Origin of the sequence: Psychrobacter pygoscelis, assembly GCF_004335015.1 — a bacterium.
In the GTDB taxonomy this organism is placed as follows: domain Bacteria; phylum Pseudomonadota; class Gammaproteobacteria; order Pseudomonadales; family Moraxellaceae; genus Psychrobacter; species Psychrobacter pygoscelis.
Map to the genome: position 1 here is coordinate 572,777 of NZ_RQRU01000002.1, position 21,897 is coordinate 594,673.

The 21,897-nt window shown below is 44.7% G+C and carries 18 protein-coding genes; 13 read left to right on the forward strand and 5 right to left on the reverse strand.

Features of this window, described 5'->3' with window-relative positions; translation table 11 throughout:
* The first annotated feature begins 267 nt into the window (after positions 1-267).
* Both EGV92_RS07125 and EGV92_RS07130 read left to right on the forward strand, forming a co-directional pair.
* Entirely contained in the window at positions 268-816 is a 549-nt protein-coding gene (locus tag EGV92_RS07125) for a DUF3124 domain-containing protein (protein ID WP_131668524.1), read from the forward strand.
* A gap of 82 nt (positions 817-898) precedes the next feature.
* Positions 899-1,345, forward strand: a complete 447-nt coding sequence (locus EGV92_RS07130; RefSeq protein WP_242678646.1) for a hypothetical protein — start codon at positions 899-901, stop codon at positions 1,343-1,345.
* A gap of 72 nt (positions 1,346-1,417) precedes the next feature.
* Here EGV92_RS07130 and EGV92_RS07135 read toward each other — a convergent pair whose 3' ends face one another.
* Positions 1,418-1,795, reverse strand: a complete 378-nt coding sequence (locus EGV92_RS07135) for a 5-carboxymethyl-2-hydroxymuconate Delta-isomerase (RefSeq protein ID WP_131668525.1) — start codon at positions 1,793-1,795, stop codon at positions 1,418-1,420.
* Positions 1,796-1,910: 115 nt separating this feature from the next.
* Positions 1,911-2,384, reverse strand: coding sequence for a Cys-tRNA(Pro) deacylase (ybaK, locus tag EGV92_RS07140; RefSeq protein WP_131668526.1), 474 nt, complete (start codon positions 2,382-2,384; stop codon positions 1,911-1,913).
* Positions 2,385-2,596: 212 nt separating this feature from the next.
* Between ybaK and plsB the strand changes: the two genes are divergently transcribed.
* The 3 genes from plsB to EGV92_RS07155 all read left to right on the forward strand — a co-directional run bounded on the left by plsB (position 2,597) and on the right by EGV92_RS07155 (position 7,299).
* Positions 2,597-5,407 (forward strand): glycerol-3-phosphate 1-O-acyltransferase PlsB, encoded by a 2,811-nt coding sequence (gene plsB, locus EGV92_RS07145; protein WP_131668527.1) that lies wholly within the window; start codon positions 2,597-2,599, stop codon positions 5,405-5,407.
* Positions 5,408-5,473: 66 nt separating this feature from the next.
* A complete protein-coding gene (locus tag EGV92_RS07150) occupies positions 5,474-5,752 on the forward strand; it encodes a hypothetical protein (protein WP_131668528.1) in 279 nt (92 codons plus the stop codon).
* A 179-nt stretch (positions 5,753-5,931) separates the two neighbouring features.
* The gene (locus EGV92_RS07155) at positions 5,932-7,299 is read left to right on the forward strand and encodes a Kelch repeat-containing protein (RefSeq protein WP_131668529.1); all 1,368 of its coding nucleotides are present in this window, start codon (positions 5,932-5,934) and stop codon (positions 7,297-7,299) included.
* Positions 7,300-7,445: 146 nt separating this feature from the next.
* Here the strand turns inward: EGV92_RS07155 and ettA are convergent, their stop codons facing one another.
* On the reverse strand, positions 7,446-9,107 hold the full coding sequence (gene ettA, locus EGV92_RS07160) for an energy-dependent translational throttle protein EttA (RefSeq protein ID WP_131668530.1): 1,662 nt from the start codon (positions 9,105-9,107) through the stop codon (positions 7,446-7,448).
* 494 nt (positions 9,108-9,601) lie between these two features.
* Here ettA and EGV92_RS07165 point away from each other — a divergent pair, with 494 nt between their 5' ends.
* The 5 genes from EGV92_RS07165 (at position 9,602) to EGV92_RS07185 (ending at position 15,097) form a co-directional block, all read left to right on the forward strand.
* Positions 9,602-9,877 carry a GNAT family N-acetyltransferase gene (locus EGV92_RS07165; protein WP_131668531.1) on the forward strand — a complete coding sequence of 92 codons (276 nt, stop codon included), beginning with the start codon at positions 9,602-9,604 and terminating at the stop codon, positions 9,875-9,877.
* Positions 9,878-10,064: 187 nt separating this feature from the next.
* Positions 10,065-10,358: a 4a-hydroxytetrahydrobiopterin dehydratase gene (locus EGV92_RS07170; RefSeq protein ID WP_131668532.1), complete on the forward strand. Its 294-nt coding sequence runs from the start codon at positions 10,065-10,067 to the stop codon at positions 10,356-10,358.
* Between the two features lie 397 nt (positions 10,359-10,755).
* Complete coding sequence (locus tag EGV92_RS07175; protein WP_131668533.1) at positions 10,756-12,123, forward strand: saccharopine dehydrogenase family protein; 1,368 nt, start codon at positions 10,756-10,758, stop codon at positions 12,121-12,123.
* Between the two features lie 838 nt (positions 12,124-12,961).
* Entirely contained in the window at positions 12,962-13,741 is a 780-nt protein-coding gene (locus tag EGV92_RS07180; protein WP_131668534.1) for a hypothetical protein, read from the forward strand.
* A gap of 756 nt (positions 13,742-14,497) precedes the next feature.
* Positions 14,498-15,097 (forward strand): hypothetical protein, encoded by a 600-nt coding sequence (locus tag EGV92_RS07185; RefSeq protein WP_131668535.1) that lies wholly within the window; start codon positions 14,498-14,500, stop codon positions 15,095-15,097.
* A gap of 342 nt (positions 15,098-15,439) precedes the next feature.
* On the opposite strand, the gene EGV92_RS07190 is transcribed toward EGV92_RS07185, so the two are convergent.
* Positions 15,440-18,010 (reverse strand): Tex family protein, encoded by a 2,571-nt coding sequence (locus tag EGV92_RS07190; protein WP_131668536.1) that lies wholly within the window; start codon positions 18,008-18,010, stop codon positions 15,440-15,442.
* 673 nt (positions 18,011-18,683) lie between these two features.
* On the opposite strand from EGV92_RS07190, the gene ompR reads away from it, so the two are divergent.
* The gene (gene ompR / locus EGV92_RS07195; RefSeq protein ID WP_131668537.1) at positions 18,684-19,421 is read left to right on the forward strand and encodes an osmolarity response regulator transcription factor OmpR; all 738 of its coding nucleotides are present in this window, start codon (positions 18,684-18,686) and stop codon (positions 19,419-19,421) included.
* A gap of 8 nt (positions 19,422-19,429) precedes the next feature.
* Positions 19,430-20,638 (forward strand): CobW family GTP-binding protein, encoded by a 1,209-nt coding sequence (locus tag EGV92_RS07200; protein ID WP_131668538.1) that lies wholly within the window; start codon positions 19,430-19,432, stop codon positions 20,636-20,638.
* Positions 20,639-20,790: 152 nt separating this feature from the next.
* Here EGV92_RS07200 and EGV92_RS07205 read toward each other — a convergent pair whose 3' ends face one another.
* On the reverse strand, positions 20,791-21,057 hold the full coding sequence (locus EGV92_RS07205) for a DksA/TraR family C4-type zinc finger protein (RefSeq protein WP_131668539.1): 267 nt from the start codon (positions 21,055-21,057) through the stop codon (positions 20,791-20,793).
* Between the two features lie 340 nt (positions 21,058-21,397).
* On the opposite strand from EGV92_RS07205, the gene EGV92_RS07210 reads away from it, so the two are divergent.
* The gene (locus EGV92_RS07210) at positions 21,398-21,892 is read left to right on the forward strand and encodes a DUF892 family protein (RefSeq protein ID WP_165525578.1); all 495 of its coding nucleotides are present in this window, start codon (positions 21,398-21,400) and stop codon (positions 21,890-21,892) included.
* Positions 21,893-21,897: the final 5 nt, after the last annotated feature.

A 21,897-nucleotide genomic window follows, 5' to 3' on the forward strand; every position in this document is an offset into this window, starting at 1 on the left:
TACAAAGCCAGATCATGACTCTTGTCATTGAATAGTGATTTAAATAAGCGTACCCAAACTGGGTGCGCTTTTTTTGTTATTGCCTTTCGTCAAAAATCACAGTTTAATGAGGGAATGACGGTTAAAATATAGCTTAGATAGTGCAGGTTAATTAAATCTAGCACCTAGCAGGCAGCTGATAATTAAGAATGGCAGCCGATTATCAGCCAATTATTAGTAGGTGGTCGCCAACAACAGGCCTTTTCTCATACCTAACAAGGAGTGATCATGCGAGCTGCATATATACTCACCGCTGCGTTAATGACAGCCACTGCTCTAAGCGGCTGCAAACCACCCATCGATGATCCCAATGTGATGTATTCTGACGATCACCAAGACCCGATCAAGCGTCTTGAGACCGACGTCGATATTGACAAGCAAAGCCTGCCCTACCAGCAGACCTTCTACGTGCCCATATATTCAAATATCTATGTGGACGAGGACAATCCTAAAGTCCTTTTGTCAGCGACTTTAAGTATCCGCAACACCAGCTTGGAACACAGCCTATATGTCACAAAGATTGATTATTACAATACTGGCGGTGATTTTGTGCGATCTTATTTGAGCAAATCTATAGAGCTGCCTCCCATGGGAACGCTGAACTATATCGTCGAAAAGCTTGATGATACGGGCGGTGACGGGGCCAATTTCGTGGTCAATATTGAAGGGGAAAGCACTAAAACAAAACCTGTCATAGAAGCAATAATGATCGGCAACTATAGCAACAAAGGTTTTGCTTTTGAGACAGAAGCAGTACCTATCTCAAATACGGATTAATGGTCATCTCGCTAGCCTACGCTAACCGAATCAAGACTTAAGCTCCAAACAATACCTGATATGACCAAAAGGATATATCGCTGTGATAACCCAAAAGCCCTTAGTCTTATTGGCGCTAATGCTCCTAACTTTGCAGAGTAGTTTGGCCAATCTCAGTGACAACGAAGCAAATGCAAAGGCCATTCAATTTAAAAAAGGCCAGATCACTACCAGTGTTGAGGGTGTCATCTCGGCAAAGCAGACTGATAATTGGTATCAATTTAATGCCAATGAAGGCCAATATGCCGTAATAAATATTAGTAATAAATCAAGGATTAATGAAGTCGCTAACGTCGGTATCCTAAAATTTCCTTCTGGGGCGCAAGAGGGCACGAAAGGCGGCATTATCTATCAAGGCTGTCTGCCGGAATCAGGCAAATATCAGCTACGCATCGCGCGCAATCTAATGGCGACCCATGGCGGCAAGGCCGGCTACCGCGCTGAGATTATTATTCTGCCTCGCTATGCCAGTCGTGAGCTGTGTGACTAGAACGTGCATCATTAGATCCATCTTGAGCACAACATGAGCGACATGCCCGATATGACTAACAGGAGTAGCGGCTTAAGCTGTGCCAAGCAGCCGTTTGTGATAACTCGGACTTAACTCCACGACCTCGGCGCAGAGCTGCACACTGACGCGACTAGAGATATTAGCCGCCAGCTCATTATTTAAGGTGTCAAGTAAGTTGGCCGCCAATTCATGCTTGATAGTCTCACTGCGTCCCGGCATAAGCGTGAGCTGGACAAAGACAAAGCCGTGTGCCTGCTCATCATCATCGACTCCGAGCAAAAATGTCTCTATATCCACAATCCGCGCTTTGATATCCTCTGGCTGCTCAAAATGACCGGACTGCCAGAGACTATTGTTCAACGATTTTAATAAGCGCTGGGGATGTTTGATAGTGACATTGCGACTTGCTTGCACAATAACGTGGGGCATCACCTAATCCTTATCTAAAACTGGCTCAGCTGACTAACTTATTAACTTTCATTGCTATGTGCTGCCATCTACTGTTTTTTGACCCCTGCATCTCAAAGCTTTTTTATAATCGCTCTTAGTCAGTGTCCATAATATCAGCAAATTTAGCAGCTAGTGCCGTCGCCAACTGCTCAGCTGGCAGCTCAATCTCTAGCCCTCGTTTACCAGCGCTGACATATATCGTACTGTGCGCTTTAGCTGTCTCATCAATCACTGTCACTAAGCGTTTTTTCTGACCTAATGGACTGACCCCGCCCAGCACATATCCTGTACTACGCTCGACTAACTTGGGATCGGCCATTTGTACTTTTTTACTGCCAATGGCCTTGGCCGTTTTTTTGAGATTAAGCTTGCCACAGACCGGTACGACGGCGACGGCCAACTTGCCATTATCATCACTCACTACTAAAGTCTTAAATACTTGTTGCGGTTTAACACCTAGCTTATCAGCGGCCTCTTCACCATATGACTGCGCGTTAGGATCGTGCTCGTACTCGTGAATTTGATAAGTCAATTTTAGCTTTTTTGCTAAGTTTACAGCTGGGGTCATATCCGCCTCTTTATGGTTATATTTCTATTATAAAAATTCACTTTACAGTGCTTACGACAGTGATTTAAATTAAGACAACTCGCCTTAATTATCCCGATTAACACCAAGCTTTCTCTTGATTTGAGCGAACAGTCGTAACACTTTAGCGTATCGCTTTGGGCCAATTTATGGCATCATAGGCGCATTATTTTAACCGAATTTGACAGCTTCTTATGATAACAAAATTTTTGCAAAAACGGATTTTGAAACCCAGCTCAAAAGTAGCAAAAAGTAATAAGCCAGCGGCAGGATTAGCGAGCTCAACAAATCCGATCAACCAGCTGTATCGAAAGCTATCTGGTCAGGCACTAGACGTTGCGGTTAAAGCCACAGTGTTTGGTGAAATGCCTGATATTCGAGACGATGGCGACACCCTGACCTTTTACATATTGCAGGAATATTCACGCTCGAACAGTATCTTAATCGACTTACAGACTCGTGAGCATAAGCTGCCCCACGCCCTCAAAAGTGTCGAAGATAGTGTCTATGATATTCATGAAAATGCAGCGATTATCTTCTTGCACCATCCTAAGGCCAAAGACAGCCAACTGTCGCCAAGGCTATCGCGATTGGTGGATGCTTGCACCCAGAACCCAGCGTTAAAGATTCGTTTGGTTCCCGTCACCATCTTGTGGGGACGCGCCCCTGAAAAAGAGGACTCACTATTTAAGCTATTGATGGCGGACAACTGGGAAGACCCAACCATCATCAAGCAGCTGTTTAACATCGGGGTGATGGGCCGTGATACTTTTGTGCAATTTCACCCTCCTAAATCTCTGCAAAGCATCATCCGTCAAGCCGACTTGGGTGAGCAAGTTACTGAGAGCCTAACGGCTACCTTAACAGACGCTCCAACTGATGACGTGATCAGTGATAGCCAGCTGCATGACCGTACGCTTAACGATCACGGAGCGGTCGATACTGACCTTAATCCAGATATAGAGAAAAACGCAGCTGCGCTAACCTCTAAGGCGGAAAACACCGCACTGATACCGCTTAGCGACGCCAATAGAGAGCTGACCTTACGTGTGCAGCAGCAGCTCAATACCTACCTAGATAAGCAGCGCGCCAGTATGCTCGGCCCCGACCTATCAGACAAGCGTAATCTGGTCGATAAGCTCATCTACTCGCCCGCTCTTAAACATGCCTGTGAGATTGAAGCTAAAGAAAAAGGCATCACTATGCGCGAGGCTCGACAGGCCGCCCGTGGCTATGCTTATGAGATGGTCAATGACTACTCCTACCCTATTATTCGCTTTTTTGATCGCTTTTTGACGTGGCTTTGGACCCAGTTGTATGACGGCGTTGAGGTTCACCATTTTGAGCGAGTGCGCGCCCTAGCTACCGATCACGAGATTATCTACGTGCCTTGCCACCGTAGTCACGTTGACTATTTATTGCTCTCTTATGTGATCTATAAGCGTGGCCTGAGTATCCCTTATGTCGCTGCCGGCAATAACTTAGATGTACCCGTCCTCGGCCCTATGCTACGCGGTGCAGTGGCCTTCTATATTCGTCGTAGCTTCAAAGGCAATGCGCTATATACTGCGGTATTGCGTGAATATCTACATACCCTGATTACTCGTAATACTCCGATTGAGTACTTTATCGAGGGAGGCCGCTCACGCACAGGTCGACTGCTGCCACCGAAGATGGGTATGCTAGCGATGACTGTGCACAGTCAGCTACGCCGTACCAATAAGCCAGTAGTATTTATCCCCACCTATATTGGCTATGAGCGCATTATGGAAGGCGGTACTTATATCGGCGAGCTTAAGGGCAAGCCCAAAGAGTCTGAATCGCTAATAGGTCTACTCAAGGTCTCACGCAAGATCGAGCGTATCTTCGGTCATGTGCATCTAAGCTTTGGAGCGCCGCTTCACTTGACAGACTTTATGGATAAGTTTGACGTTGCTGCTGAGAGCCTGCCTGCTGATCGTACCGACTCGCCACTAGGCCCTGAGGCCTCGGCCATGATTGACAACATCGGTGTCAAGATCATGCAGCATATCAATAAAGCGGCTGTGGTCAATCCAGTATCGCTGTTATCCTTGGTGCTACTATCTGCGCCAAAAGCGGCGCTTGATGAAGACATCTGCCGCGAGCAAATCGCCCTGTATCAGCGCATTGCTACTCAGCTACCCTACGATGCCGATACCATAGTGACTAAGCTTAGCCCGCAAGCTATTATTGACTATGGTATCCAGCTCAAGCTCATCGAGCGTACGCCGCATATCCTAGGCGATATTATTCAAGTCGCTGATAAGCAAGCACCGCTGCTCAGCTATTTCCGCAACAATATCTTGCACGTATTCATCTTGCTGTCCTTTTTGGCCGCCTTGGTCGCGCGCAATGGCCGCATCGAGCGTAGCCGCTTAGACACCATCGTCTCGCAGCTGTATCCATTTTTACAAAGCGAGCTGTTCTTGTATTATTCGGCTCGCTCGCTGACAGAGACTGTGAACAAAAAAGTCGACAACCTAATCGAGCAAGGTCTGGTCGTAGACTTGGGCAATGATATGCTCAGTGTCCCTGCCATCAATAGTGCTCACTATCAGCAGCTATTGGTACTTGCCACACCGATTGAACAAAGCCTTGAGCGCTACTTTATGGCCTTGGCCTTACTCGCCCAACAAGGCTCGGGCAATCTTACTGCTGAGCAAGTGGTAGACCTGTGTCATCTCCTCGGTCAGCGTCTGTCTGTGCTCTACTCTGATGACATCCCCGACTTCTTTGACCCAGCGCTCTTCACCAGCTTTGTCAATGCGCTCATGCGCCTAGACTATCTACAAAAAGATGAGGAGACCGGAGTACTACGCTTTGATCAGCGTATCCAAGACATCGCTCATCATGCTCGCTACGTCTTAAGCCCTGATGTGATGCAAGTCTTGCAAAACGTTGCCAATCTTAAAGACGAAGAAATAGCCCATGCCATCACTGAGATTAACAACAAAAAGCAGCGTAAATTTGGTCGCAAGCGTTAATCTTGATGCTATCCAATTAGGATTACTGCTAAAAACGATTAAACTTTATGGCAGCTTGGCTATGTTATGACCGTTTTTAGCACCTTAACGCCGCTGATTGTATTTATAGTAAAATACCGCTTATCGTTAAATAACTTACGAGAGACTATTATGTGCCAAGCCTGTGGAATGAATCATTTTGACGAAGATGACATCGACTATGATGATGAAGAGTTGATGGCAAGCTTGGAAGATAAGCCGACTTCACCTAAGACACTGGGGAATACTCAATCAAGCACGCTTGCACCGCGAAGCCTACAGCGCAGCAACGCAGCTGACCAGACTTTTACACCAACTACCGCTTAGAGTCATGAGTGGCGATAGCGAGTCATGATTAGATAAAAGACAACACAACGAAGTATTTGTACCCTACTAAAAAAACTTGCTATTATAAAAAAGCAAGGCTGCCTTTTAGCTTTGCTTTTTTTATTCAGTTCTTTCTTTAATCTGACCCTCTGCCTGTCGTCATGTTACGACAGCTTTATATGACTTATAGCTTTTATGAAGTAAGTGCACTACCTTTTAGTTATTCAACTTTTTGCCTTCCCTCTTTATTTACCGCGCCTAGCGCCCCTATCAAGATTGTCCTAGCACAGCTCAGTGCTGCTACTTTTTATCTTTGTCCGTATATTAATCCTGCTCCTAAACGTCTTACCCACACGCAACAAGCGGCTTTTTACTACCTTTGGCAGCTGCCTTATGCTAAAAAGCAGCGTTTGTTGATGGCTTATCGCGACTATCGCTGTCCTATCTCTGCACCCAAAAATCCTACCCTGCAGACCAACCCTTACTGGCAGTGGCTCGTCAGATTTGATCTAAGCGCTTGGGATATCAGGAAGCTTATTATTGATAAACCTTTTGAGGTACTAGAGACGACCTCTCGTACTCAGCCTAACCCGTTATGGTGTCACCAGCGTTTGGGGCAAAGCCAAACATTGCTTCCTGACGGTCAAACCGTCCTAATAGGCGGCGAATATGAAGATTGGTATGATCCTGACTTTTATATCTACAATGATGTGATTGTCATACCTCCCAATCATAGTCTGAACCACACTTTAAACAGAACAGAAAATAAGGCTGACATTGAGATTTACGGCTATCCTAAAGCGGTTTTTCCGCCTACAGACTTCCATACCGCGACCTTAGTCGGTGAGTATATTTATATCATCGGCGCGTTAGGCTATCCAAAGGATCGACGCTATAGCCATACGCCAGTTTATCGATTAAACACGCAGACTTTTAAAATTGAAGAAGTTGCCACGCGTAATAGCATGGGCTGGATCCATGGACATCACGCACTGTTAAAAGACAACAGAATTATTGTCTCAGGTGGACAGATACTGGCGGATGACAGTAGTCCACTATTGGATAATATTGACACTTGGGCATTGAATCTAAACACGCTCATCTGGAAGAATATTACCCAAAGGCATCGTAAATGGCGGCGCTTTTATGTTGCTAGAATGGATGGTGGCTGCTTAAACCTAGGTAAATACAGTCAACTTAATGATTGTCAAAACACTCATAATAGTAACCGAGCAGTCCTTCATGCCCTAGAGATTGAAGCTTGTATAGGCTGCCTGCCGGACTTGAACAGCTATCGTCAACTATTCGTACCACCCATCACTCATGAGACAGCTAGCGACTGGAATATAGGCAATGAGGTAGTAGACTACGATAAGACACTATTCATTGACGGGGTTAAAGTGGGCTACAAAAGTGACCATGAGTGCGTTCACGTCACTATCGAGGGCAATCTTTCAGACGATGTCGTTGAGCTATTGCAGCAAAACCTACGACACAAGCTATGCAAAGTTGAGAATATGGCATGTGAGGTGATAGCGCTTGAATAGTTAACCCCTTTATTCACTCTTTAATAAACAACAAAAGGGATACCGATTATGGTATCCCTTTGCCAATCTTATCTGTAAAAAGACAATATAATCAGCCTTATCTAGCAGCGTGTTGACCATTCGCCACGTGCTTAAAAAAGGCTAGATTATTTAGTGATTTTCTTATACTTCATGCGTTTTGGACCAGCATCTGCGCCCATGGTCTTTTTGCGGTAGGCTTCATATTCAGAGTAGTTACCGTCATACCATACTGGACCCTCTGGCTCAAAAGCTAAGATATGGGTAGCGATACGATCTAAGAACCAACGATCATGCGAGACGACCAGTACAGTACCTGGGAATACTTGGATGGCATCCTCAAGCGCACGTAAGGTCTCAACGTCCAAATCATTCGATGGCTCATCGAGTAAGATGACATTCGCGCCTTGTTTTAGAGTCTTGGCCAGTTGGAGGCGATTACGCTCACCACCAGATAGGCTGCCGACGCGTTTTTGCTGATCTTGACCTTTGAAGTTAAAGCGGCCGATATACGCGCGGCTTGGGGTCTCGTACTCACCGACAGTAATCATATCCAAACCGTCAGACACTTCTTCCCAGACCGTCTTGCTGTCATCTAGGTTATCACGAACCTGACCAACATAAGCGACTTTAACGCTCTCGCCTAAATCCACAGTACCGGTATCGGGGGTATCTTTACCCGTCATCATGTTAAATAGTGTGGTTTTACCCGCACCGTTTGGTCCAATGATACCGACAATAGCCGCAGGCGGTACATTGAAGCTTAGGTTCTCATACAACAAACGATCCCCAAAAGACTTGGATATATTGTTGACTTCGATGACCTTATTACCTAGGCGTGGACCAGGTGGAATATAGATCTCAGCGGTCTCATTACGCTGCTGGAACTCTTTAGAGTTAAGCTCTTCAAAGCGTTGAACCCGAGATTTAGATTTCGCTTGCTGACCTTTTTGATTTTTACGCACCCACTCAAGCTCTTTTTTTAGCGCTTTAGCAAATGACTCTTCTTGCTTTTGCTGCTCTTCTAGACGCTTATTTTTCTGCTCAAGCCATTCAGTATAGTTACCTTCATAAGGATAGCCATGACCACGGTCCAGCTCCAAGATCCACTCAGCGACATTGTCCAAGAAGTAGCGATCATGGGTAATGGCGACGATAGTACCGCTATAGTTCTGTAAGAACTGCTCAAGCCAAGCGACAGATTCCGCGTCCAAGTGGTTGGTCGGCTCATCTAAGAGCAGCATGTCTGGACGCGATAACAGCAAACGACATAGGGCCACACGGCGCTTCTCACCACCAGATAGCTTACTGACATCCGCATCCCAAGGTGGTAGACGCAGTGCATCGGCTGCTTTTTCTAGTTGGGTGTTTAAATTGTGCGCATCCCAAGCTTGGATGATGTCTTCCATCTTACCCTGCTCTTCAGCCAACTTATCAAAGTCAGCATCTGGCGCAGCGTATTCGCTATAGATTTCGTCAAGGCGCGCCAAAGCATCTAGCGCTTCACGCATGCCATCTTCGACATTGCCGCGAACGTCTTTATTGTCATCAAGCTGCGGCTCCTGAGGCAGGTAGCCAACCTTGGTACCTGGCTGAGCTCGCGCTTCACCACTAAAATCTGTGTCTACGCCAGCCATAATCCGTAGCAGGGTCGACTTGCCCGCACCATTGATACCGAGGACACCGATCTTGGCACCTGGGAAAAACGATAAATTGATGTTTTTTAAGATTTCACGCTTGGGGGGAACAAGTTTGGACACGTTGTTCATGGTGTAAATATATTGTGCCATTAAAACTCCATTAAATGAATGACTCAAATCTACGTCAATTATACGTATAACAATGAGAATAAGCTGCACGCATTATCGCATTGTGACTTAAGGTAAACAAGGTGACTTTGCACACCTGCTACTTAAGTTACCTGACGACTACCTCCTTGGCAGGCAGGGCAACTCCGCAAAAAAACCATCGACCTGCCAAGTTGGCAGTCACCTTGCTCGCTACTGTTCAAAATAAGTTTCACAATAGAGTAGCCAAGCGGTTTAGATCTAGGCCATCTCAGCCCTCATACCTAAAATAAGGGACTTAGCAAATGAATCAATACAGTTGTTAAGCAGATAAAAAACAAACTTTTGGGTACACTATAAATAAGCTCTGCTAAGCTGAGTTTTCCCGCTCACCAAGTCCAAATAAGGTATCTTTGAGCCACTATTCAACGCTAGTCACGCTTAACCTATATAATTTTGAGGGCCTGAAATATCTGGCTCTATATACGAGGTAGAAAATGAAAATCGATATAACCCATAATCAGCACGCCAACCGCTTTGAGACCACCATTAATGGCAAAACCGGCTACATCAGCTATCAAGATGAGGGTGATCGCTTGGTTTACGACCATACCATTGTTCCAAGCGAACTTGGTGGTCAGGGTGTCGGCTCTGCACTGGTCAAACATGCTTTAGATTACGCTGAGGCCGAGAATAAAAAAGTCGTACCGCAGTGCTCGTTTGTCGCGGCATATATCGATAAGCATCCCGACTATCAGCATTTGCTAATCTAGCTTAAATCGCTGAGCTATATTTAATACAGCGTTTAGTGATAACTCTAAAGCTAAGCTTACATCGAAGCTCAACCGGTTTATCAGCCTAACCTTTATTATAGCCACACCCTATTAAGTTAACCGTCAACCCACACATAACCAAAATCAGACTCACTCATTTTATTTTAAAATCATCAGGAGGGATTTTATGAGCCATCTCACCGACGACCAAGTCGCTTTACAATTACAAGACCTTAATGGCTGGCAGCAAGAAGGCAATGCTATCGTCAAAACTTACAAGTTTCATGATTTTGTTGAAGCCATGAGCTTTATGAATCAAGTAGCATTTCATGCCGAAAAACTTGAACATCACCCAGAATGGTCGAATCTCTATAATATAGTACAGGTTAAGTTGACCACTCACGATGTCAACGGTATTACCAGCCATGATATTCGACTGGCCAAGCGTATGGAGCAGATATTACAGCCCAAGCGCTTTTAACAAACGCTACCTTCATTTAACAAGAGTAGAACTTAAAGAGGACACTTAAAGAGTGAAGGCTAAGTAGATTTGGCCATTAAGCGCTGACTTAATGGCCAAATCACAATACATAAGTGTCTCCCCCTTAGGTATTGTTATGCCTTGGAATTTAGATAAGCAATTTGAATAGACGATTTTAATAAAAGTTTGCTCCCTTGGATTACGGCGTTAGTCCTAATACTACCAGTTTAACTCAACCTTATTTCTCTTCGCCCGCCCTCTTGCTGTAATAAACGTCCAAACCTCAACTGTACTGAACTTCAATTGTACTAAGCCTTAATTTTAGTAGCTGTTGTTTAGCACTGTTGTCTTCAATAGTTGATTTTCACCTTCCGAACTTAATGCAAAGGACTGATTTATGACGTTACCCCTCACTGCTTCTGAGGATTTGACTACCAATCCCTCTAGCTCAGCAGCGCCTAACACTCGTGATTACACGCTCATTTTATACGGGGCCACAAGCTTCGTGGGGCAGATTACCGCTCGCTACTTATCTGAGTTTCTGCAAGCTCAGCCTATCGACTGGGCTATCGCTGGCCGTCATAAAAATAAGCTTGAGAAGCTAAAGCAGGCTTTAATGGGTAAATCTGCAAAGGGTAATGATAACGCGATTAACAATTGTGCTGACGCCAGTGCTCATAAGGGTGATATGACGACGCCCAACCTACCGAATATTATCATCGCCAATAGCGAGGATGATGAGAGCTTAGTAGCAATGTGTCAGCAAGGTCAGGTTATCATCTCTACCGTCGGACCCTATCTTGAATATGGTGAGCCACTTATTAAGGCCTGTGTGCAGACGGGTACTGACTATGTCGATCTGACAGGTGAGACCATATTTATCAAAGACATGATGGATAACTATCAAGCGGAAGCCCAACGTAGCGGCGCGCGCATTGTCAACTCTTGTGGCTTTGATTCCATCCCCTCTGATTTGGGCGTTTACTTCACCCAGCAGCAAGCCAAGCAGCGCTATGACGCCCCTTGCTCTAGGATCGAAATGCGTGTTAAGAGTGCCAAGGGCGGCTTATCAGGTGGCACAATTGCCTCTATGGCGACCATCTTTGCTGAGGCCAGTCAAGACAAAGCTCGGCGTCAGCAGCTGGCCGATCCTTATTTGCTTAATGACGATCCCCAAGCGCCACAAGTTAGCCAAGTGACTCACTCCGTCCCCAGCTATGATGAAACGCACGAGTGCTGGTTAGCCCCTTTTATTATGGACAGTATTAATACCCGTATTGTGCATCGGAGTAATCAGCTATTGCACTACGCTTACGGACGAGATTTTAAATATGACGAGGCCATGTGGATGCCATCGGGACTTAAAGGCCGCGCCATGAGTTACGCCTTAACAGCGGGCATCGGCAGCTTTGCGCTAGCCATGAGCTTTACTAAGAGTCGCGAGTTAATCTCAGAGCATATCTTACCTAAATCTGGAGACGGCCCGAGCAAAAAAGAGCAAAATGAAGGCCACTTTGATTTAAGATTTTTTGCCACCACGACAAAAGGTCAACGTATTAACAGCAAAGTTACTGGCAATAAAGACCCAGGCTATGGCAGTACCTCAAGAATGTTGGCCCAAGCAGCTTTGTGCTTAGGTCAGGATACCAATAAGCGTGACATCAAAGGCGGCTTTTGGACGCCAGCAGCGGCGATGGGCGACGCTCTCACAGACCGTCTATGCCGATATGGGGTACTTAACTTTTCGTTGATAGATGACTGCTAGCTAGAGCAGTTTATATTAGTGACCAAGCAAACCCGATTCCAATAAGATGAGCTGTATTGCAGTACAGTTGGGAGAGGTTTTATGGCCTTTATAAGAGCGCCCAGTAAGTTAAATAGTAAGTTCATTAAAAAAACGATACAGAGATACGGGGGATAAATTTTTCGTAGCCTCTATTGGCGTGTTTGCCGCCAGCCAAAAAATTTATACCAGCTCTGCACTATATTACGATGACGCTATTTTATTTAGGCTCGATTATAGTGAAACATGGTTAAATCCAATATCTATTACCACAGGAAGTAGTAAGTTTTATTATTGGGTATTGTCATCACTTTGTTAATTTTCTCGCTTAGAAAAAGATAACGACAAGGTAGCTGATACATAAAAATACATTTCCTTAGCGTAATGACACAATTTATTTTTGTTATCTCAAGTAATATTACAACTATAAAAGCAAAGCTTTAAAAGTGATTACTTACTGTATAACTTAAAGCACTTTATTGAAATAAGGTAACTTATAGCAAGCTACTAGCAAGCTGCTTTTAAGTTGTCCTTGTGTTTTAGCCATTGCTAAATTCGATATATTGCTACACTTATTATTGCTGTAATTAGTTGATACTATCTATTTTTATCAGTGCTCTTTTTGATGGTAGTTTTCTATTAGAATCCGTGTGAATTAACTATAAATAATGATTGTTAATTACACTTTAGGCTGCCGTTATTGGTTGATCTTTAACAGCACTAAGCCTAAAGGATTTCAAGGGAATTCCATCATAAAAATTGAACGAATAAAAATACTAAATTCAAACGAACAATGTTAACTTTACTGAGAGGAAAAACAATGAAACTTACTGTATTAGCTGCGGCTGTGGTTGGCTCTGGATTTGCTTTATTTGCGGGTTCAGCAAATGCTGGTGTTACGACAGACCATCATGGTAATGTTGGTTACGACTCGTATGATGAGTGCGTAGCAGCTGTCAAAGATGGCTCTGCCAAATTCTATACTCCCTATACCCATCAACAGCCAAAACGCATGGCTGGTGAGACTTCAGTTAAAAAAATGGTTTTATCTGACCTTACTATCCCAAGCAATATAGCGGCGCAAATGCCGATCAACACTAGTGACTACTCTGCTGGTGCTTGTGATAAAGGTGTCGGTCAGTCCAATGGTCGCTATGGTGTCTCTGGCGTTCTAGTGGGTAAATATGTACCATTTGCCCCTGACATGCCAATCAACGTTTATATGAATCGTAATAAAGAAGTCGTCCGCGTTACTATGCAGCAGTGTGACAACCATTTTGGTGGTAAGTTTCCAACACCTGTAATTAGTGAGATTAAAGCGCCTAAACCACAAGTCGCTATCCAAGAAGAGCGTAGTGTTGAGCCAGTCATTACTGAGGTTAAGCGCGTCATCCGTCCTACCAAATATCAAATTAAAGAAGTCATCGTCGCACCTGAAGATCAAGTCAATCGTGTGAGTACAGAGGCTGGAACCGCAGTGACAGTTGAAGGTGAAGCACAAACTGTCTACCTTGGTAATCAGGTCAATCCTGCTATCTTAAATGAAGTAGAAGTGAATCAGCCTGTTCCTGTGATTACCGTACCAGACGACTCTGAGTAATAACTGCTAGTGAAGTCAAGTATCGTATGTTAGGCGCTAACAGACCTTGAGCGTCGGCTACTAGTTTAGCGACCTTACAATACTTCGATTTCGTTAAAGTTTTATTTACTAACTAAAAAGACGCCATTCAACTGGCGTCTTTTTTTGAACGCTGCAATACTTATCTATAGCCAACCTCCCCTTTAGCCAATTTTTACACAAAAATAAAAAACAGTCGTCAAATCCAAGGCTAGCCTATTTATAAGTAGGTGATGAATATTCAACACATACTAATGTGGTCTTTTATTAATAGCGAACAACAACATTAGCGCGAGCCTTCAATACTATTTAAAGCTGTGTGACACCAAAAAATCATAAAAGCACTTTGCAGATAGATAAATCAAGGTCACTTATTTACAAGTGAAGCTGGCCTGATTAGGTTAAATAAATAGAGATTTTTGCTATATTAATAGCGGTAATACTTACAAACCCTTTATAAAGCGAAAATATAATCGCTATATACTATCTATGAAACAAGGCGATACTATTGTGCGGTAGATGATTTTTAATTGTCTGTTTCCTATAGAGTAATAGCTACTGGGTAATAACCTAACGCTAGCTTTACATCAGCTTTATGTTAATCATGCGCTAACTGTGCGTAATATTAATTGTTAGTTAGTAGCCGATGACTGGTAATTGCATCATTCTTTATGATGACAACACTGTTATTCCAAGAGGTTATTGGTTATACCATATTCACTTTTAAGGAAATCTATTATGAAAAGTCACTCTTTTATGCCTACTACGTTATTCGCAGCTTTAATTGCCTTACCAGGTATTGCGTTTGCAGCTGATTATCAGCCAGCAGTTAATCAAGGTAATATTACTCCTGCTAGCGCTGCGACTATGGCTGCTCCCAATACACTCCAGCAAAAGATTCAAGGTCCGAATGGTGAACTATTAGCCACCCAACCAGGAGAAATAGACGCGCAAGACAATGCTGATATTGATGACGATAGCACTGATATAGATAGTGATGATGCAGAGGTAGATAGCGCTGATGTAAATAATGCTGAGGTGGATAATACCGGCGTCAGTGAGATAGACAGTGATAGCGAAAGTGGTAATGAGCAAATAGCTGCCCCTACTGTAGCGGCTAATGCCCCAACACAGCTTAATCAACAGCATAGCACTCCTGACTATGACCCTCTTATCCAAGGCGAGGTCAACCGTGGTAGTGTGACGCCAGCGGACCTACGCAACCAGTCTGCGCCTATTACTCTTCAAGAGAAGAAAAAGGGCCCTCATGGTGAGCTATTAGCGACCCAACCAGGAGAAGTACAATTGCAAGAAAATCGTCGGTTTAATGTGCGTTAATCATCATTAGTTTCATTATCGACCAAAGGTCTCATGATTGAGTAGAGCCAGCACTAATATAGCTGCTTAATACGAAAACCGAGCTATTAGGCGATTAACTGGTATAAGTTTTCCTAACTTGATTAAGTACGCTGACAGAAGCTACAAAAAGTCTATCTCAGTATCTCTGTCTTGTTTTAGATTGAATTTACTATATAGCATGTTGGCAGTTACTCATAAAAAAGGCAATCCATTTAATGGATTGCCTTTTTTATTTTCCCTCACAGAATATTACAGTTAGCTGCCATAAGGTGAGCAGGAGAAGCCGCAAAGCAGCGACTTGTCCATATTGCTGATCTTCGATTATTTCAATCCAGCTTCTTTTAGCAGAGCGCCCAAAGTGCCGATCTTGTTATCTGGTTTATCAGACTTACCCTTAGCATGACTGCCTTTTGCTGCACCGCGATTGCTGCGAGCGCCATCACGATTATCTCGACGAGCAGAACCACGATTTTGCGCGCCATTTGCGGCTGGCTTATTAGCGCCGTGGCGACGTTTACCGCCTTGAGCGGTGTCAGCTCCACCATGCTCTGCTTTGGCGTTCGCTCTATTGCTAGTCGCTGCTGCATTATCAGACTTTGCTGGCTTCTCAGGTTTCATAGTAAAGCCAATTCGCCCACGCGCTTCATCGACTGACAAGACGCGAACACTGACGATATCACCTGGTTTAACACGGTTCATCGGATCTTCTACGAAGTCATTGGCCATCTGCGAGATATGCACGAGACCATCTTGATGGACACCCACATCGACAAAGCAGCCGAAGCCTGTGACATTGGTAACGACACCCTCAAGCTGCATACCTTCTTCAAGATCGCCAATACTATTGACATCTTCTCTAAAGTTGGCAGTTTTAAACTCTGGTCTCGGGTCGTGAGCGGGTTTGGCCAGCTCTTGCAGTACCGCTGACACACTGACATTGTCATCATTTGCTGCTTCTAGATTGGTAGTATCTAGCGTATTAATGACGCTATCATTACCCAGCAGCTCTTCTAATGTCTTACCTGTCTTATCTAATAGCTCCTGAACCAGACCATAGCTCTCTGGATGCACGCCTGTCGCATCGAGTGGGTTCTCACCATCACGAATACGCAAGAAGCCTGCAGCTTGCTCAAAGGTCTTAACACCAAGTCGTGGCACGCTTTTTAGCTGCTCGCGACTCGTAAAGGCCCCGTGCTCTTGACGATAGTTAACGATTTGCTGTGCGACATTACGATTAAGACCAGCAATGTGGGTCAGAATAGCAGGGCTAGCAGTATTAACATCGACACCAACGGCGTTGACACAGTCTTGCGTGACTTTATCAAGGCTATCAGCCAATTGATTTTGGTTCACATCGTGCTGGTACTGCCCCACACCGATGGCTTTAGGGTCTACCTTCACCAGCTCCGATAACGGATCTTGTAGGCGACGGGCAATAGAGACTGCCCCGCGTAGCGAGACGTCTAGCCCCGCTAACTCGTCGCTGGCCAGCTCGCTAGCAGAGTAAACAGAAGCACCGGACTCATTAACCACCACCGCTTTAGCGGTAATGGCGTCATCAGCATCGATTACAGTCTTAATCATCGCGTCAGTTTCGCGGCTAGCAGTACCATTACCGATAGCGACAAGCTCGACTTGATAGCTCTTTAGTAGCTCGCCAATGACAGCTTTGGCTTCTTCAAGCTTATTGTCCGGAGCAAATGGATAGACTGTCGCCGTGGCTAGGTTACCCTCAGCATCACTCGCGACATGGCCTTGGCTATCGATGACCGCCATTTTGACACCATGGCGAATACCAGGGTCCACACCTAGGATAACTTTACGTCCTGCCGGTGCAGCCATTAATAGGTGCTGAAGGTTATTGGCAAAGACATCAATAGCATCTGCTTCGGCTGCCAGACGGCGTTCAGTCAGCAAGCGATGCTCGATGTGTGGTCGCCATTTATCCTGCCATAAGCTATTGGCAGCTTCTTGTAAGAACTCACGGCGCTCAGCAGGCTGGGCAGCATCAATCTCAAACTGGCTAATAATCTTTTCAATAAATGGCGCATCTTCGCCATCTACTTTGAGTACCAAGACATTCTCTTGACGGCCACGTAACATCGCCAATAAACGGTGGTTAGGCAATCGAGATAACGGCTCACTGTGCTCGAAGTAGTCAGAGAACTTCTCACCGACCTCGCGCTTTTCTTCATTGGCCAACGCCGCATTCATGGTTGCTGTTTTGGCAAAGCCAGTACGCAGCGTATCCAACAGATCCAGCTCTTGCGTCCACTCATCAATAATAATGGCTTGAACACCGGCTAGCTGCTTCTCGATATCGCTAAAATCGACTTCGATCTCATTGCCAGTATCATCAGTAATGGTCTCTGGTAGCTGATAGCCTACCAGTGCCTCTGCTGGAGTGATTTCTTCTGACTTTAGCTTCTGAGCTGCCGCGTCTAAGCCTGCAGCACGCGCTTTGGCAGCCAGTGAACGACGACGTGGACGGTACGGTAGATAAATATCTTCCAATTCAAGCTTAGAGGTCGCTTTATCAATACGCGATTGTAGCTCGTCTGTTAAGTTGCCTTGCGAGCTGAGCAATTGAATAATCTTAAAGCGACGTGTGGCCATGTCGCGCTCGTAGATTAGAGCCTTTTCTAGAGCACGCAGTTGCGTGTCATCAAGCCCTTGGGTTTTTTCCTTACGATAGCGAGCAATAAATGGCACCGTCGCTCCTTCATCAAATAACTTGACGAAGGCATTAACTTGCGAGGTCTTTATACCGATATCTTTTGCCAGCTTATCGTGAATAATCGCAGTCGTCTTGGCGTCTAACGCACTAGCGGCTGAATTATTCGCAGTGTTGTTGGCAGTATCTTGAGTAGAAGCAGTGTCAGTCAGGCTCATATCCGTATCAATGTTGCTTGAAATGTGGTCTGCATTATAACAAAAGTATCAAGAATAAAAATCCTTTTTACACGCTTGTTCAGTTGCCAGTCTATAACGAAAGCAGATTATCTCTATACTTTATCTAAAAAGCCCTCGCAAAGGGTCAAGCAAGCCCTTTGATTTCGGTACTTTATCCTAGAGGCATTAATCATATACGCCAATAATTTTGTAGCGCGTCAACTTTATAATGGACAGTACAATTTAACACTGAGTTCACCTCTACTTTGAAGATTGATCAAATAAAATAGCCAATCTAGCTAAGGACTTCTTAATTATTACGCTTAAGACAAGCCAATATAATCTGAGTAAACTAAGATTGCTTTACCGCCTAGTAATGATAAGCTCAACGAGGTAAATAAGTTAATAGTGACGCTGTCATTTCACCGAAATACTCATCAATAAGCCGATCAGAATTAAGTAACGTAACAACTTCCACCACAATTATTCTATTGATTGCCCTTTCCTGCTCTCTACAGCTTATTGCACTTGCCATAAATTGGCTCAGTTATACAGGTTAGTTCATTATATTAAACAAAGCCATACAGCATTCCTATGCACTATCCGTGAATTTACTGGCATAATCTTATACACTATTATTTAGTAGCATTATAATTGATAAAAGGATGTCCCAATGTCAGAGAACCCACAAGATACACTTACCCAGCGCATATTAGTTGTCGATGATGATGCTCGGTTGCGCTCATTGTTACAACGCTTTTTGGAAGATGACGGCTTTGTGGTGCGTACCGCGCATGACGGCAGTCAAATGGATAAGCTCATGCAGCGAGAGCTATTTTCATTAATCGTATTAGATTTGATGCTGCCAGGCGAAGATGGCATTAGTATTTGTAAGCGTCTTCGTGAAGACAATACCGATATTCCGATTATCATGCTAACGGCGAAAGGCGGTGACGCTGATCGCATTGCGGGGCTTGAGGCGGGTGCGGACGACTACCTACCCAAACCTTTTAACCCAAAAGAGCTATTGGCGCGAATTAAAGCCGTACTTAGACGTCAAAGCCGCGAGCTACCAGGCGCACCAAGTCAGCAAATCGAAGTCGTCGAATTTGGCCCATGGACACTTGATTTATCTACGCGAACGCTTAAGCGTGAAGGCAATGTGGTGACCCTAACCACTGGCGAATTTTCGGTTTTAAAAGCCTTGGTTCAGCATCCTCGTGAGCCATTAACTAGAGATAAATTGATGAACCTGGCTCGTGGCCGTGAATGGGGAGCCATGGAGCGCTCAATTGATGTCCAAGTCTCCAGACTACGCCGCTTAATCGAGGACAACCCCTCACAAGCGCGCTATATCCAGACCGTCTGGGGTGTCGGCTATGTGTTTGTTCCTGATGAAGCAGAAAGCTGATCAGCAACATGTTTGCCAAACACATTATTAAAAATACCCCGTGCACACTGCTGACGGGGTTTTTAGGCTCTGGAAAGACAACACTTATAAACCAGCTTCTGGCCTTCAAGACGGCTAACGAAGTGATGGCTGATGAGCGTTGGGCTTTGTTAATCAATGAGTTTGGGCAGATAGGTATTGATGCTCAGTTAATCGATCGTGCTGATGAGCAGCTTGCTATCCGCGAAGTCAGTGGCGGCTGTATTTGCTGTACCAGCCAGTTACCGCTACAGATTGCGCTAACTCGGTTGCTGGCTGAGCAGCAGCCGCAGCGTCTTATCATTGAGCCGACAGGACTTGCGCATCCCAAAAGCTTACTACAGCAGCTGAGCGAACCACACTGGCAAACCAGTCTATCGCTGCATGCCATCATTGGAGTGGTGAGTGCGCGGCAATGGCAGCAGCCCAAATATCGCCATCATGATGGCTATCAAGCCCATGTGCTTCATGCAGACTATGTGGTAATCAATCGTTATGAGATGCTAAATGAGACCGAAAAAGAGCAGCTCAGCGACTGGATTATCGACTTAAACCCTACTGCTACTTTGATCTGGTTAGCTAACGGTCAAGTTGAGAATGCCCCTAAGACTGTTGCCGCTAAAGCTATAAACTCGGGAACCATAGCGGCTAAGGATTTAGATAATAAGCCGACCTGTAACCCACCATCATGGTATGAGATCCTACAGTCACCGAGTCAAGCCCTTAGTAAGTTCAAGCAAAAACGCAGCACTGAAACGCGAATAGCGTTAAATATGTCTGGGCTAAGCCCGGCAAATACAGTCAGTATAGCGCAAAATGCTGATACCCATAACAGCGCACAAATTGTTGCCCCTTATCGCTATCATGACCGGCAGCAAGGAATGAGCGTAGGTGGCTGGAAGCTCCCCCAGCAATGGCAATTTGCGGCTGATGAGCTGCAAACATGGCTGCTGTCTTTGCCAAATTGGCAGCGAATTAAAGGGGTTGTCAATACCACCGAGGGTTGGCTGCGGCTAAATTTCACTCCAGACAGCCTGAAAACTATCGCTACTGAGCCTCAAGCAGATAGTTTGCTAGAAGTCATTTTGTTAGATAACATGGATGACGCCCAAGACGCTACTATTAATAAGCAACAGTATAGCGATGAGCAGTGGCAAGACTGGGATCGCCAATTAATTGAACGGCTGGCATCAAAGTAGTATTGATCAGTACAGCTAGCCTTACGGTCGGATTGCTCCATTAGAAACCAAAAAGCACTCACTATAAAGCGAGTGCTTTTTATTATCAGTTTATTGCTGATATCTATCAATGGTGCAATTAATGACTCAATTAACTACTATCTACAGCGCCACTAGCGTAACTGACTGTCTTTACTGCCGCGGCGATTAAACAGCTCAGCTGACTTAGCGGTAGCTTCAAGCTCACTCTGGCAGCGAACACAATGCTGCACCCCAGGCAAGGCAATACGCCGCGCCTCAGGAATAATCTCCCCGCACTCATCGCAATACTCAGCGCTCTCACCTTGCGGTAATAAACGCCTTGCGCGCGCTAACGCATCGTTTACCGTCGCGTCCATTTGTTCATGTTCAGCGCCATCACGCGCCCAGCCACCTGCCATATATACTCCTTAGCTCTGTCTTCACCGTATCACTATATCGTCGAATGTTGGCGATTAGTCATGATTTTAACAACTGTCAAATGTCCATTATTTCTATATTAGATGGAGGACAAATGCTACAAAATCAAGTCAAGATTCCATTAAATAGCTGGTTGTAACCATCAGTACAAGACTGGATAGTCGGAGCAAAGTCCAGACATAAAAGATAATGATAATAATTATCATTGCAAATTTACAAGTTATAAAATATACTATTGTTTAGTAAAACTATATCATTCATTAAATTATTCACAACCAAAATACTTTATTATTCTAAATTAACTTCATGAGGGATGTACTAATGGACACAAAAGTGACTGACCTAAAAGGATTATTCTTAGAACAACTTAGAGATCGCTATAACGCAGCCTTACAACAAGCCAAGGCCTACCCTGTATTGCATCAAGCGGTGTCTGATACCACTCTTGCTACGCTAATTGCAGATGACATTGAAGCCAATACCGCCCATGTGAAAAACCTTGAAAAAGTCTTTGCACAAATGGAGGAGTCTCCTGAAGGGGAAATCTGTGAGGGGACACAAGGACTGATCCACGAAGCCAGTGAGCTATTGACCTATGTCAAGCCGAGCAAGATACTTAATCTGGCTATTGCCGTGTCCATCCAACATGTCAATCATCATGATATAGCAGGTTATAGAAGCTGTCAGATATTCGCTAATGCCATTGGTGAGACGGAAGTGGCTCAGACATTAGGAAGAATGTTAGAAGATGAAAAAGCCACTGATAAAGGACTAGAGACCATGATGCAAGTGTTGTTGCAGGAGCACGAATCCTAAGATCG

What these genes read in the sequence shown, in the direction of transcription:
- EGV92_RS07125 (WP_131668524.1), top strand. Translation starts at nt 268, where the DNA reads ATGCGAGCTGCATATATACTCACCGCTGCGTTAATGACAGCCACTGCT.
- EGV92_RS07135 (WP_131668525.1), bottom strand. Translation starts at nt 1,795, where the DNA reads ATGCCCCACGTTATTGTGCAAGCAAGTCGCAATGTCACTATCAAACAT.
- ybaK (WP_131668526.1), bottom strand. Translation starts at nt 2,384, where the DNA reads ATGACCCCAGCTGTAAACTTAGCAAAAAAGCTAAAATTGACTTATCAA.
- plsB (WP_131668527.1), top strand. Translation starts at nt 2,597, where the DNA reads ATGATAACAAAATTTTTGCAAAAACGGATTTTGAAACCCAGCTCAAAA.
- EGV92_RS07150 (WP_131668528.1), top strand. Translation starts at nt 5,474, where the DNA reads ATGACCGTTTTTAGCACCTTAACGCCGCTGATTGTATTTATAGTAAAA.
- EGV92_RS07155 (WP_131668529.1), top strand. Translation starts at nt 5,932, where the DNA reads ATGACTTATAGCTTTTATGAAGTAAGTGCACTACCTTTTAGTTATTCA.
- ettA (WP_131668530.1), bottom strand. Translation starts at nt 9,107, where the DNA reads ATGGCACAATATATTTACACCATGAACAACGTGTCCAAACTTGTTCCC.
- EGV92_RS07165 (WP_131668531.1), top strand. Translation starts at nt 9,602, where the DNA reads ATGAAAATCGATATAACCCATAATCAGCACGCCAACCGCTTTGAGACC.
- EGV92_RS07170 (WP_131668532.1), top strand. Translation starts at nt 10,065, where the DNA reads ATGAGCCATCTCACCGACGACCAAGTCGCTTTACAATTACAAGACCTT.
- EGV92_RS07175 (WP_131668533.1), top strand. Translation starts at nt 10,756, where the DNA reads ATGACGTTACCCCTCACTGCTTCTGAGGATTTGACTACCAATCCCTCT.
- EGV92_RS07180 (WP_131668534.1), top strand. Translation starts at nt 12,962, where the DNA reads ATGAAACTTACTGTATTAGCTGCGGCTGTGGTTGGCTCTGGATTTGCT.
- EGV92_RS07185 (WP_131668535.1), top strand. Translation starts at nt 14,498, where the DNA reads ATGAAAAGTCACTCTTTTATGCCTACTACGTTATTCGCAGCTTTAATT.
- EGV92_RS07190 (WP_131668536.1), bottom strand. Translation starts at nt 18,010, where the DNA reads ATGAGCCTGACTGACACTGCTTCTACTCAAGATACTGCCAACAACACT.
- ompR (WP_131668537.1), top strand. Translation starts at nt 18,684, where the DNA reads ATGTCAGAGAACCCACAAGATACACTTACCCAGCGCATATTAGTTGTC.
- EGV92_RS07200 (WP_131668538.1), top strand. Translation starts at nt 19,430, where the DNA reads ATGTTTGCCAAACACATTATTAAAAATACCCCGTGCACACTGCTGACG.
- EGV92_RS07205 (WP_131668539.1), bottom strand. Translation starts at nt 21,057, where the DNA reads ATGGCAGGTGGCTGGGCGCGTGATGGCGCTGAACATGAACAAATGGAC.
- EGV92_RS07210 (WP_165525578.1), top strand. Translation starts at nt 21,398, where the DNA reads ATGGACACAAAAGTGACTGACCTAAAAGGATTATTCTTAGAACAACTT.